The organism is Roseovarius sp. AK1035 (assembly GCF_003288315.1).
Lineage (GTDB): Bacteria > Pseudomonadota > Alphaproteobacteria > Rhodobacterales > Rhodobacteraceae > Roseovarius > Roseovarius mucosus_A.
In genome coordinates this window covers 558,025-570,694 of sequence record NZ_CP030099.1, presented here as the reverse complement: position 1 = coordinate 570,694, position 12,670 = coordinate 558,025, and the positions used below count along the sequence as shown (strand labels likewise).

At 62.0% G+C, this 12,670-nt stretch carries 11 protein-coding genes; 2 read left to right on the top strand and 9 right to left on the bottom strand.

What is annotated here, in order from left to right:
* Positions 1–7: 7 nt before the first annotated feature.
* The 9 genes from RAK1035_RS02780 to RAK1035_RS02740 form a co-directional block, all read right to left on the bottom strand.
* The gene (locus RAK1035_RS02780; protein ID WP_008279388.1) at positions 8–565 is read right to left on the bottom strand and encodes a PqiC family protein; all 558 of its coding nucleotides are present in this window, start codon (positions 563–565) and stop codon (positions 8–10) included.
* A 5-nt stretch (positions 566–570) separates the two neighbouring features.
* Positions 571–2,664, bottom strand: coding sequence for an MlaD family protein (locus tag RAK1035_RS02775; protein WP_037296733.1), 2,094 nt, complete (start codon positions 2,662–2,664; stop codon positions 571–573).
* The gene (locus RAK1035_RS02770) at positions 2,661–3,287 is read right to left on the bottom strand and encodes a paraquat-inducible protein A (protein WP_008279386.1); all 627 of its coding nucleotides are present in this window, start codon (positions 3,285–3,287) and stop codon (positions 2,661–2,663) included. Before RAK1035_RS02770 ends, RAK1035_RS02775 begins: the two co-directional genes overlap by 4 nt.
* The gene (locus tag RAK1035_RS02765) at positions 3,284–3,910 is read right to left on the bottom strand and encodes a paraquat-inducible protein A (RefSeq protein WP_008279385.1); all 627 of its coding nucleotides are present in this window, start codon (positions 3,908–3,910) and stop codon (positions 3,284–3,286) included. Before RAK1035_RS02765 ends, RAK1035_RS02770 begins: the two co-directional genes overlap by 4 nt.
* A complete protein-coding gene (locus tag RAK1035_RS02760) occupies positions 3,907–5,241 on the bottom strand; it encodes a lytic murein transglycosylase (protein WP_037296728.1) in 1,335 nt (444 codons plus the stop codon). Before RAK1035_RS02760 ends, RAK1035_RS02765 begins: the two co-directional genes overlap by 4 nt.
* Before the next feature lie 136 nt (positions 5,242–5,377).
* Positions 5,378–7,543, bottom strand: a complete 2,166-nt coding sequence (gene katG / locus RAK1035_RS02755; protein ID WP_008279382.1) for a catalase/peroxidase HPI — start codon at positions 7,541–7,543, stop codon at positions 5,378–5,380.
* Between the two features lie 159 nt (positions 7,544–7,702).
* Positions 7,703–8,122 (bottom strand): PaaI family thioesterase, encoded by a 420-nt coding sequence (locus RAK1035_RS02750; protein ID WP_008279381.1) that lies wholly within the window; start codon positions 8,120–8,122, stop codon positions 7,703–7,705.
* The gene (locus RAK1035_RS02745; RefSeq protein ID WP_008279380.1) at positions 8,119–9,141 is read right to left on the bottom strand and encodes a phosphotransferase family protein; all 1,023 of its coding nucleotides are present in this window, start codon (positions 9,139–9,141) and stop codon (positions 8,119–8,121) included. The genes RAK1035_RS02750 and RAK1035_RS02745 overlap by 4 nt, the downstream gene beginning before the upstream one ends.
* Positions 9,138–10,781 carry a long-chain fatty acid--CoA ligase gene (locus RAK1035_RS02740; protein WP_008279379.1) on the bottom strand — a complete coding sequence of 548 codons (1,644 nt, stop codon included), beginning with the start codon at positions 10,779–10,781 and terminating at the stop codon, positions 9,138–9,140. The genes RAK1035_RS02745 and RAK1035_RS02740 overlap by 4 nt, the downstream gene beginning before the upstream one ends.
* A gap of 111 nt (positions 10,782–10,892) precedes the next feature.
* Here RAK1035_RS02740 and RAK1035_RS02735 point away from each other — a divergent pair, with 111 nt between their 5' ends.
* Together RAK1035_RS02735 and RAK1035_RS02730 are read left to right on the top strand one after the other, a co-directional pair.
* The gene (locus tag RAK1035_RS02735) at positions 10,893–11,882 is read left to right on the top strand and encodes a metal ABC transporter solute-binding protein, Zn/Mn family (RefSeq protein WP_008279378.1); all 990 of its coding nucleotides are present in this window, start codon (positions 10,893–10,895) and stop codon (positions 11,880–11,882) included.
* Positions 11,879–12,670, top strand: a complete 792-nt coding sequence (locus tag RAK1035_RS02730; RefSeq protein ID WP_008279377.1) for a metal ABC transporter ATP-binding protein — start codon at positions 11,879–11,881, stop codon at positions 12,668–12,670. The genes RAK1035_RS02735 and RAK1035_RS02730 overlap by 4 nt, the downstream gene beginning before the upstream one ends.

Sequence of the window (12,670 nt, the reverse complement as noted above, 5' to 3'; positions counted from 1 at the left end):
GACGCCCTCAGCGCAGCCCGTCGCGTGAAATGGCAACCGCCAAATCCCGCACGGCCTGACCGCGTGCTGCGGCGATGGCGGTAATGCCTGCCTCGTCCGGTACGGGCACGCTCAGGTCAAAAAGCTGCGCGCGTGCGCGGCCATTCTCAGATGACACGAAATACTGCCCGGCAAGCCGGAATACGCCATCCGCTTGTGCCAGCATCTCTTCGACCCGCACCTCGACCTGCGCCTCGGGAAAGCCACCAAAGGGCCAAGGCTCTGCCGCCACCCGCGCGCCGGTGATTTGGGCCAGATGACGGCTGAGTTCCAACGTGATGGCGCGGCCCGGATCATCGGCCCAAAAGAGGCCGGGTTGAGTGCTCAGAACACCTGTTGCATCCGAGAAATAGATTTCCTCACCCGCGGCATATCCCGGCAAGGACACCTCGCGCAGCGCGACTGAGCCAAAGGCGATCCGCTGCTTGGTCTCAATCGGCGCGCGTGGCACGGTCAGTCGCTGTTCGGGAACAGAGGTGCAGGCGGTGAGGGCGGCCAGCAAAAGCAGGGCGGAAAATCTCTTCATTCTCATCATCTTCCCAAAAGCAGCGAATTTGGATTCCGTTCTATGGCTCGGGCCAAGGATGACACAGCACGCGCGGCGCGTTCAACCTCGCGCATTGCGGCGCGGGCGTCGCGGCCTACACCATTGTCGGCGGCATAGCCTGCCAGCGTGCCGCGCGCCTGTGCCAGCACGGCCTCGGCCTCGGCAATAAGGCCCGGCAGATCACGGCCCGCTTGCGCAAAAGTATCCGCGGCATCGCGGGCAGAGCCAAGGGCGGCGGTGGCATTCTCGACCACGCCGCCTTCGCGCAATTGCGCCAGAACGCTGCGCATTTCGTCAAGGGTTGCGTTCAGCGTGGCAGGCAGGGCCTGTGTGCCCTCTTGCGCCAAAAGCGTGTCAGCCGAGGTTATGAGCGCGGTCAACTGTGCGACCATGGCATCAATCTCGACGCTTTCGGCCTTTTGCGCCACGGCATCCAGCCGCGCCACGAGATCTGGCACACCGCTCACGGCATCGCTCACACCTTGAGACGCGGCAGAGGCATCGCTGAGCGCGGTGCTCAACTTGGCCGCTATGGCCTCTTGCGCGATTTGCGCGACCAGCGTCTCCATCTCGGTCAGCACGGCATCAAGCCGCCCGGGCAGGGCCTGCACCTCTGGCGCGCCAATCACGCCGCGTGTCTCATCCAGAAGCGCGTTGACATTGCCCGGCACGGCGCGCGTATCGGCGCTGGAGACCAAGGCATTGGCGTTTTGCAGCAGGGTGATCGCCTCGGCCATCACCTCTTCGATGGGCAAGGCATTGATCCGCTCGAATACGCCCGTTGCGGTTGCCGATACATCCGCGATCTCGCTCTCGGTGGTGGGGAAAAGAAGATCGCCGCCATCTGCCGTCTCGATTTCGGCAGGGGGGGCATCGGGCACGTCGACCAGTTCAACCTTGAGCCCGCCGGTCAATATGGACGCCGAGGCCAGCCGCGCGCGCAGGCCCGTCGCCACGCTCTCGCGCAAATAAGCAAGGGCCGAGTCGCGCCCGGCACCTCCCTCCAGCCCCAACCGTCCCGGACGGATTGCCAGACTGACAAGAAGCCGCACGCGGTCATCGCCAAACCGCGCCTCATCGACCACGCCATTGAGCGCGCTCACCTGACCGATGCGCAACCCGTTCCACTCAACGGGGGCGTCTACGCTAAGACCTGCGATATTGTCCTCGAACACCGCCGCCAGCGTGAGGATTTCGTTGTCGTCTCCGCGAAACAGGCTGGCACGTGCCGCGGATTCTTCGGAGTAGACGGTGTAGTTGTCTCCGGCCCGCGCCGATGTGCCACCTGAAATCATGGTCTCGAAGGTGACGCCGCCGGACACAAGTGCGGCAACGGATGAGAAATCGAGTTGTGCGCCGCCGGGTCCGAGCGAAAAGGAAAAGCCGGAGGTGTCCCAAAAGCGCGTCGCGCTGTTGATCAGACGATCATGCGGGGCAAAGATCAGCGCCTCTGCCTCGGCTGAGCTGCCATCAGCGGTGATGCGCGGTCGCCCGATGCGCCCCACCTCGATCCCGCGATAGATCACCGGAGCGCCTTCGACCAGCGAGGCGCGCCCCTGCGCCCGCAGCATGAGGCGCAGGCCATCCTGCCCCACCCGTTCCAAGGGGGCATCGGGCAGGCCTGCGATCTGCGTGACGGCCGCACCGGGGCTATTGTCCCATAAACCTTCGATGTAGACGCCCGAGAGCACGGTCCCAAGGCCAGTGACGCCCCGCGCCGTAACTTGGGGACGGACCACCCAGAATTGGGCGTCGCGGTCGATATAGGGTGCCACCTCTTGATCCACGCGGACCTTGACCAACACGAGGTCGAGACCCGGGGCAAAACTTACGTCCTCGACCATGCCGACGGTCACATCGCGGTAGCGAAGCTCGGTCGCCCCCGCCCGAACACCCGACGCATTTTCAAAGGCGATTTCGATCAGCGGCCCGCGCTCGGAATAGGCCTGCCACGCCACGATCAGCACGACCAAAAGCGCCGCCAGCGGCACCAGCCAGATCACTGAAATCCGGTCTATCAGGCTCCGTCCGGCAGGAAGAACAGTAGGCTCTGGCGGAGGCGTGCTGTCTTGGGTCACGTTTGGCTATCCTCTTGGTCTTCGGGTCGGCGGGTGCCGTCCCAGATCATCCGGCTATCAAAACTTTGCGCGGAGAGCATGGTGAAAACCACCGAAAGGGCGAAAAACAGGCTGGCGCGGCCCGGTGTGATCGTGGCCAAGGCCTGCAATTGCACCAGGGATGACAGGATCGCCACAACAAAAACGTCGATCATCGACCAGCGGCCGATGTATTCGACTATCTCATAGAGCAGGTGCCGCCGCGCCTTTGACAAGCGCGAGCCGCGCCAGACGCCGAATGCCAAAGCGGCCAGCACCAGAAACTTGGCCACCGGGATCACCACACTTGCCACAAGAATAATCAGTGCCACGCCCCAATTGCCATGCTCTGCCAGCGTCACCGCCCCGCCGACAATCGTATCAGATTGCGTACTGACCAGCGTGCGCGTCTCTAGCATCGGAAAAAGATTGGCCGGAATGTAGCAGCCAAGGCCCAACAGCCACCACGCCCAGACCTTTTGCAGCGCCATCGGATCGCGGGATTGCAACGCACTGCCGCAACGCGAACAGCGCGCTGTGCCAAGAGGCGCCACAGCCATGCAACGTGTGCAGCCCACCAGTCCCATGTCGCGCGCGGTTCTCATGCGTCCAGCGAGGCCCAGATTGAATAGCGGCACATCAGACTGTCGGTCGCCACCACCAGCACCACCAGCACCGCAAACATCCACGCCGCCGGGCCAAAGACCACATCCGCCAGATCGCTGAGTTTGACCAGTGCCACGGCGCAACCGATGGCGAAGATTTCGGCCATGGACCACGGCACGAGCGCCTCTGAAAGGCGAAAGGCAGGGCGCGCCAGAGGGGCGGGGGGGTGATCGCGGATGATGGGGGCCAAGACATAGATCAGCAGCATCAGGCGCAGCGCCGGTATGACCACGATGAAAAAGAGAACTGCCACCGCCAGCACAGACAGCCCGCCCTCGAACACAAAGGCAGCCTGCAGGATCGAGGCGTCATGGTGTAGCCCGCCCGCGCCGATCGACAAAAAGGGAAAGAGCACCGCCGCCACGATCAGGATCAGCACAGTCAGCGCCAGAGCGATCAGTTGCTTGCCTGCCTTTCGCCGTGGCGCGATCAAGACTGTATGACAGCGCGCGCAAATGGCGCGTTGCCGCATCGCCACCTGGGGCGCGGTATAGACCAGATCACACGTCGGGCAGCAGATGAGGCCCGCCAACTCGTCGGGTGCGGATTGGCGGACGCTCACGAGCGTTTGAGCAGCGCCAGCAATTCCTGCGAGGGCAGGCCGTCCGGCGTCACCCCGACCGATTGCTGAAAGGCGCGAATGGCGTTGATCGTATTGGGGCCGATGATGCCGTCGATCTTTTCGATGGCAAAACCCTTGCGTTGCAGGCGGCGCTGCATATCCATTTTTTCGTCAAAAGACAGGGGGTTATAGCCACGTGGCCAAGCGCCCCTGATTTCTGGCCCGCCGCCGATCCGGTCTGAAAGATGCCCAACGCCCATCGCATAGGCATCGGAATTATTGTAGCGTTTGATCACGCCGAAATTGTCGAAAACCATAAAGGCTGGCCCCTGAAGCCCGGCGGGCAGCAGGATCGACGCAGTGCCGAAATCGCGCACCGCGCGCCCGTCCATACCGACCACGCCCTGCGCCGCCCATTGGGACGGTAGCCGCTTGGCCTTGGCCGCGGCGGCGCTGAACCCGCGCGGAACCTGTACCTCGACGCCCCAAGGTTGGCCCTTGGTCCAGCCAAAGCGCTTGAGATAGGCGGCGGTTGAGGCTAGGGCATCGGTCGGGTTGTCCGACCAGATGTCGCGTTTGCCATCGCCGGTGAAATCCACCGCATAGGCCAGGTAAGAAGTGGGCATGAACTGCGTATGCCCCATCGCCCCGGCCCATGACCCTTTCATGTTTTCAGGTGTCACATCGCCCGATTGCAGGATCTGCAAGGCGGCGATGAGCTGTTTTTCAAAAAACGCGCCGCGCCGTCCGTCATAGGCCAGTGTCGCCAGCGATTGGATCAACGGCAAATCACCAAGCCGTTCGCCATAGGTGCTTTCCATCCCCCAGACGGCGGCGACCACCTCTTTTTCTACGCCGTAATGTGCCTCGATCCGTTCGAGCGCGCGGCGGTGTTTGCGCAGCGCCTCTTGTCCGTTGTTGACCCGGATGGGCGAGACGGCGCTGTCAAGGTAGTCCCAGATCTCGCGTTTGAATTCCGATTGGTTGCGGTCTTTTGATACAATCTCGGGGTTGAACGTCACACCACGAAAGGCGCGGTCAAATACCTGTCCGCTGATCCCTTGCGATAGCGCGCGACCCCGGAATCCGGCCACCCAGGTGTCAAAGCGCGGATTGGCATTGACCGGCACGATGGCGGTCTCAGACACATCCGCCGGGCGCAATTGTGGCCGTAGGCTGCGCACTGGCACGTCGCTCGAAACAACCACCGCCGCTGTGATGAGGCCCGAACCGGGCCGCATCTGCGGGCGTAATGACTGGTCCACCGCCCCGGCCAGCACCGGTGGTGCCCCGATCAGAACGCTCAATAATCCGATATATACCGCTCGCATTGTCCGGCCCCTTGGTTGTGTGGCTCTTGTCACAGAATAGCCCGATTGTTTCCAAATCAAAAGCGATCAAGGGGGCGGAAACGAAAAGGCGCGGCGATTTCTCGCCGCGCCTCTGTGTTTGGAATACTCAGTCCGATCAGGCCAGATCGAAACGGTCGGCGTTCATCACCTTGGTCCATGCGGCGACGAAATCGCGCACGAATTTTTCGGGCGCATCGTCCTGTGCGTAGACCTCTGCATAGGCGCGCAGGATCGAATTCGAGCCGAACACCAGATCGACGCGGGTGGCCGTGTGTTTCACGGCACCGGATTTGCGATCTACGATGTTATAGGTGCCATCGCCATTCGGCTCCCACTTGTAGCTCATGTCGGTGAGCGTGGTGAAGAAGTCCGTGGTCAGCGCGCCCACCTTGTCGGTAAACACGCCATGCGCCGTGTCGCCGTGGTTGGTGCCCAGAACCCGCATGCCGCCGATGAGGCAGGTCATCTCATGCGCATTGAGCCCCATGAGTTGTGCCCGGTCGAGCAACATTTCTTCGGGCGCAACAATGTAGTCTTTCTTGAGCCAGTTGCGGAAGCCATCGGCCAGCGGTTCCAGCACCTCGAAAGACGCGGCATCGGTCATCTCTGCCGTCGCGTCGCCGCGACCGGGGGCAAACGGCACCTCAACGGCATACCCTGCCGCTTTGGCCGCCTGTTCGATCCCGAGATTGCCGGCCAGAACGATCACATCCGCCACGCTCGCCCCGGTTTCGGCTGCAATGGGTTCAAGTGTTGCCAGAACCCGTGCCAGACGGTCAGGCTCGTTGCCGTCCCAATCCTTTTGCGGGGCAAGTCGGATGCGTGCGCCATTGGCACCGCCGCGCAGGTCAGAGTTGCGGAAGGTGCGGGCACTGTCCCATGCGGTGGCGACCATATCCGACAGGCTCAGACCGCTTGCGGCGATCTTTGCCTTGACGGCGGCGACATCGTAGCCGGTCGATCCTGCCGGAATCGGATCTTGCCAGATCAAATCCTCTTTGGGGGCGTCCGGTCCGATGTAGCGGGTCCGCGGTCCGAGGTCACGGTGTGTCAGCTTGAACCACGCGCGACCAAAGCAATCGTCGAAATAGGCCGGGTCAGCCATGAATTTTTCGCAGATGGCGCGATAGGCCGGATCCATTTTCATCGCCATATCCGCATCGGTCATCATCGGCATGACGCGCTTGGACGGGTCGGTTGAATCAACCGGCATGTCCTCTTCCTTGATGTCGATGGGTTGCCACTGCTGCGCGCCCGCCGGGGATTTGGTGAGTTCCCAGTCATAGCCGAACAGCAGTTTGAAATAGCCCATGTCCCACTTGGTTGGGTGTGTGGTCCAGGCCCCTTCAATGCCAGAGGTCACGGCATTGGTGGCTTTGCCGCCCAGGTTCGGGTTGACCCAGCCAAAGCCCTGATTTTCGACGTCTGCCGCTTCAGGCTCTGCCCCCAATGTCGACGCATCGCCATTGCCATGCGCCTTGCCAACGGTGTGACCACCGCAGGTCAGTGCCGCGGTTTCTTCGTCATTCATGGCCATCCGGGCAAAGGTTTCGCGCACCTGACCGGCGGTCGCCAGCGGATCGGGTTGGCCGTTCACGCCCTCGGGGTTCACATAGATCAGGCCCATCTGCACAGCGGCGAGGGGGTTTTCCATCGTGGCCGGGTTTTCGACGCTTTCATAGCGGGTGTCACTCGGCGCCAGCCATTCCTTTTCCGCGCCCCAGTAGGTGTCCTTTTCGGGGTGCCAGATGTCTTCACGACCAAAGGAAAAGCCATAGGTTTTAAGGCCCATGGATTCATACGCCATGTTGCCCGCGAGCAGGATCAGGTCGGCCCAGCTCAGCTTGTTGCCGTATTTCTTTTTGACCGGCCAGAGAATGCGGCGCGCTTTGTCGAGGTTGCCGTTGTCCGGCCAGCTGTTCAGCGGAGCAAAGCGGATATTGCCATGGCCACCGCCACCGCGACCATCGGCCAGACGATAAGAACCAGCCGAGTGCCAGGCGAGACGGATCATCAAGCCGCCGTAATGGCCCCAATCGGCGGGCCACCAATCCTGGCTGTCGGTCATCAGCGCCTTGACGTCGGCCTTGACGGCCTCGAAGTCAAGTTTCTTGACCTCTTCGGCATAGTTGAAGTCTGCGCCGAGCGGATTGGTTTTCTGGTCGTGCTGATGCAGGATGTCGAGATTGAGGGATTTGGGCCACCAATCCATGACGCTGGTGCCTGTTTCTGTCACGCTGCCGTGCATGACCGGGCATTTGCCGATGTTGTTACCGTCCATTTTCGTCTCCTACCTAGATCGTTGTCGTTGGTGAGTGGTCTGGTTGCGCCGATCAGAATGCGACCGATTCCAGTGGCCACGCGCGTTATCCTCGGGTCGTGTAACAGATGCGTTCAATAATTAATAATTGGATTTACTAACTGTAACCATAACTACTGATTATTGAACCTGATCCCGCCGCAGCCGGAATACGCCTGTACCGGTTGCGATATGCGTACCGTTGTCATCCCGCACAATGCCTTCTGCGAAATAGGTCGATTTGCCGCCGCCCGTTCGGCGGGCCTCGGCAACGAGCCGCGTGCCTTTGGCCTGCCCCAGATAATTGACCGTGAGCGACAGGGTCAGAGCCATCTGTTGCCGCGCCGGGTCGCCGGTGTAGCAGCCGCAAAAGCCCATGGCGGTATCGAGCAGCGTGGCGTGGATGCCGCCATGCGGTAGCCCCTGACGGTTCATCAGGAATGGCTCTAGCGGCAGTTCGATCCGCGCAAAATCTGTGGACCAGGCAATCAGGCGATACCCAAGATGGGTTTGCAGCGCAGAGGGTGGTTCAAGCAGGTTTGGGTCTATGTCTTGCGTCATATCTTGTCCTTGGTCGCAAAGAGGCCCGCGCGGGCGAATTCGGGCACATACTCCCCAAGACGCAGACCGCGCGCGGGGTCAGAGGCGTTGCCATCCAGCGCGCGTCTTTTGACGCCTTGCAGGATGGCCGCCATGCGGAAATAGCTGAAGGCGAGGTAGAAATGGAACCCCTCAATGGGCGCAATCCCGCGTCTTTCGCAATAGCGGGCGATGAACTCTGCATCCGACCAGAGGCCAAGGGCGGCGCGGTCCACTCCCGCCAGCCCGCGCCCCTCTGCGGTTGCGGGCATCGACCATTGCATGATCACGGCGGCAAGGTCGGCGTAGGGGTGGCCGAGGGTCGACAGCTCCCAATCCAGCACGGCAACGCACGCGGTGCCTTGGGGCGCAAAAAGCAGATTGTCGAGTCGGTAGTCGCCATGCACCAGCGTGCGTTGCCCGTCATCTTCGGGAATATGCGCATCGAGCCAGGCCATAAGGGCGGTCATCTCGGGCAGGTCATCGGTGGCTGTGGCGGTATATTGCGCGCACCAGCGGTCCACCTGCCGGCGGTAGTAATTGCCGGACGGGCCGTAGTCTGTAAGGCCGGTTTGCACGAGATCAACGTCATGGATGGCGGCCAGAACGCGGTTCATTTCATCTAGGATAGCGTGGCGTTCGGGCGGGGTGAGACCGGGCATCGCGGGGGCGTCAAAGCTGCGGCCCTTGATCTCGTCCATGATGTAGAAGGGCGTGCCGATGATGCTTTCATCCTCGCACAGGATGTGCATGCGGGCGACAGGAACCGATGTGTCCTGCAACGCGCGTTGCACGCGAAATTCCCGCTCGACCGCGTGGGCGGATTTCAACAGAACGCCGGGCGGTTTGCGACGCAGGACGTAACTGCGCGTGGGCGTTATGAGACGATAGGTCGGGTTGGATTGCCCGCCGCTGAATTTCTGCGCCGTGAGCGGCCCGGCAAAGCCCGGCAAATGCACGGCAAGCCATGCCGCGACGGCGTCTGTGTCGAGACCGCTCATGCGCCGTCCCCGCGAATGTCGGGGTGGATGTAATCGGCGAACTGGTCGCGCAGTGTCAGTTTCGAGACCTTGCCGGTGGCGGTCATTGGCAGGGCCTCGACCCACAGCAGATCATCGGGCAATTGCCACTTGGCGAAATGCGATGCCATATGGGTGCAGACATCGGCCAGCGTGGGGCGCTCTGCACCCGTGGCGACCGCCACTAAAACTGGCCGCTCGTCCCATTTCGGATGCGGCACGGCGATCACCGCGCAGGCAGCGATGCCGGGATGCGAGAGGGCGGCGTTTTCCAGATCAATCGAGCTGATCCATTCGCCCCCCGATTTCACCAGATCCTTTGAGCGGTCGCGGATCGTGAGCCGCCCCTCGGGACTGACCGAGGCGACATCGCCGGTGCCGAACCAACCCTCGCTATCCATCGCGGCGCAGGTGGCCTCGGGGTTGTTGAAATAGCCGCTGATCACAGTGTTGCCGCGTATGTATAGCTCGCCTGCCGCCTGTCCGTCATGCGGCAGGCGTTGGCCAGCATCATCGACGATCTTGTAATCTACCCCAAAAAGCCGCCGCCCTGCACAGCATTTGGCGGTGATCCTCTCTGGCAGCGGTGCCGTTTGCAGCGCGGGGGACAGCACGCCATAGGCCCCAATCGGGCTGGTTTCGGTCATGCCCCACGCCTGTGAGACAATGACGCCGCGCGTCTCATAAGCTTCGATCATCACGCGCGGCATGGCCGATCCGCCGACCACCAGATCAGCAAAGCCGGATGGAATGCGGCCCTGTGCCTTGATCTCCGCCAGCAGCCCCGCCCAGACGGTTGGCACCCCCCAAGCGGAATAGACACCCTCGGCCTCCATGAGGCGAAAGAGGCTGGCCCCGTCCAGATTTGGCCCCGGCATCACAAGTGTCATCCCCGTGAGCGGCGCCACATAGGGCAATCCCCAAGCGTTGACATGAAAGAGCGGCACCACGGGCAGCACGCGCGCCCCCGCACGAAAACTGGAGGTCTGGCAAAGCGGCACTTGCAATGCATGCAGCAGAGTGGAGCGGTGTGTGTAGAGCGCGCCCTTGGGATTGCCTGTGGTGCCAGAGGTGTAGCAAAGACCGGCGGCTGTATCCTCGGGGAAGGTGGGCCAGTCAAAATCGGGCGGCTGCGCGGCCAGCAAATCCTCGTAGCAGAGCACGTCAAAAGAGCAGTCCGGCATATGGGCGCGGTCGGTCAGGATCACGAAACGCAGACCCTGTGGTAGATCAGGCAAGATCGCCTTGATCAGCGGCACAAAGGAAAGATCAAGGAACAAGAGCCGGTCATCGGCATGGGCGATGATGTAAAGCAATTGCTCATGCGAGAGGCGCGGATTAAGCGTATGGCAGACCGCACCGATGCCGGAGACTCCGTAGTAGAGCTCAAAATGTCGGTGGCCGTTCCATGCCAAGGTGGCAACCCGGTCGCCCTGTTCGACACCCAATGCGGTCAGCGCCTGCGCGAGTTGCGCCACCCGCACCAGCGTTTGCGGATAGCTCTGGCGGTGCAGGTCACCTTCAACCCGTGCGGATACGATGCCTTCGGCGGCATGCGCCTCGGCGGCGTGCAACAGGATGTCTATGATCCTGAGCGGCCGATGCATCATCTGACCCTGCATGGTGGTTCCCTCCTTCGTGCCTCAGCCGCGACGGTGGCATGAAAGCAGAGGGGGATCAATCGGGCCGGAGGAGCCCTTGACTTGTTGCGAATAGTTCTCATATTCATTCTCATGTCACATCATATCACAGCCTTTCCGTCTCTGACCCGCCGCCGCGCGCTTGGCCTAGCGATTGGCGCGGCAGTCCTTGCCTCACGCCCTGCATTCGCCCAAACCGCCCCGCTCGAGGTGGTTGCCACCACCGGCATGATTGCCGATGCCGCGCGGGTTGTGGGCGGCGACCGGGTTGCGGTGCGGGCCCTGATGGGGCCGGGGATTGATCCGCATTCCTATCGTCAGACCCGCAGCGATATCGCTGCCCTCGCGCGCGCCGATCTGGTGCTCTGGCATGGCCTCTATCTTGAGGCGCAGATGGAAGAGTTTTTGCTGAAACTTGCTGAGCGCTCGCCCGTTGTGCCGGTGGGCGAGGCGGTGCCTGTGGCCGCGCGCATCGCGCATGAGGATTACGAGGGGCGCTTTGATCCCCATGTCTGGATGGTGCCAGAGTTGTGGGCCTCTGTTGTGGATCGCATCGCCGAGGCGCTGAGCGCCGAACGGCCCGAGGATGCGGATCTCTTTGCCAGCAATGCCGCGCGCTACAAAGAAGCACTGGCGCGATTGGGCAACTACGCCACCGGCGCGCTTGCTTCTGTGCCTGAGCCTGCGCGCGTGCTGGTCACGGCGCATGACGCATTCGGATATTTTGGCCAAGCATATGGGTATCAGGTGGAGGGCATTCAGGGGCTGTCCACGGAATCCGAGGCTGGTCTGGCGCGCATCCGTGATCTGGTCGATCTGCTGGTCAGTCGTGAAATCCGCGCAGTGTTCGTCGAAAGCACTGTGTCGGATCGTAATATCCGTGCCTTGATCGAAGGTGCGGCGGCCGAGGGGCATGAGGTGATCATCGGTGGCGAGCTGTTCTCGGATGCTATGGGTACGCCGGGCACCTATGAGGGTAGCTATCTGGGCATGATTGACCATAATGTGACGACCATTGCCAATGCCCTTGGCGGCACTGCCCCAGCACGGGGCATGGATGGCAATCTGTCGGCAGGGGGATGATCATGCCATTGGAACTGGTCGGAACACGGCCCGCGCCCAATACCGACAGCCCGCTATCGATCCGGGGGCTAACCGTGTCCTATGGTGAGAAGCCTGCGGTTTTTTCTGTTGATGTCAATTTTCACCCAAGCCAGATGACGGCGATTGTCGGCCCTAATGGCGCAGGCAAGTCAACGCTACTCAAGGCCGCGCTTGGGATCATCCGACCTCTGTCTGGACAGGTCACAAGCCTTGGGCGTCCGCTGCAAGAGCGGCGCGCGCAGATTGCCTATGTGCCGCAGCGCGCCAGCGTGGATTGGGATTTTCCGGCCCGTGTGCTCGATGTGGTGATGATGGGGCTGGCCCGCGAATTGGGTCTCTTGGGCCGGGTGCGGGCCAGCCACCGCGCTCGGGCCATGGCCTGTCTCGATCGAGTTGGCATGCAGGGCTTTGCGCATCGCCAGATCGGACAGCTTTCGGGTGGGCAGCAACAGCGGGTGTTTCTGGCGCGCGCCTTGGCACAGCAGGCGGATCTTTATCTGCTGGACGAACCCTTTGCCGGGGTCGATGCCGCAACGGAAAAGGCAATCATCGCAGTGCTGCATGGCCTCAGGGCCGAAGGCAAGACGGTCATTGCCGTACATCACGATCTGGCCACGGTGGCCGAATATTTCGACCGCGTGTTTCTCATCAACACCACCGCTATTGCCGAAGGGCCGGTGGCCGAGGTGTTTACCCCCGATCATTTGCAAGCCGCCTATGGCGGACGGTTGGCGCTGGCGCAGATGGGTGGGGCGGCGGCGGGCTGA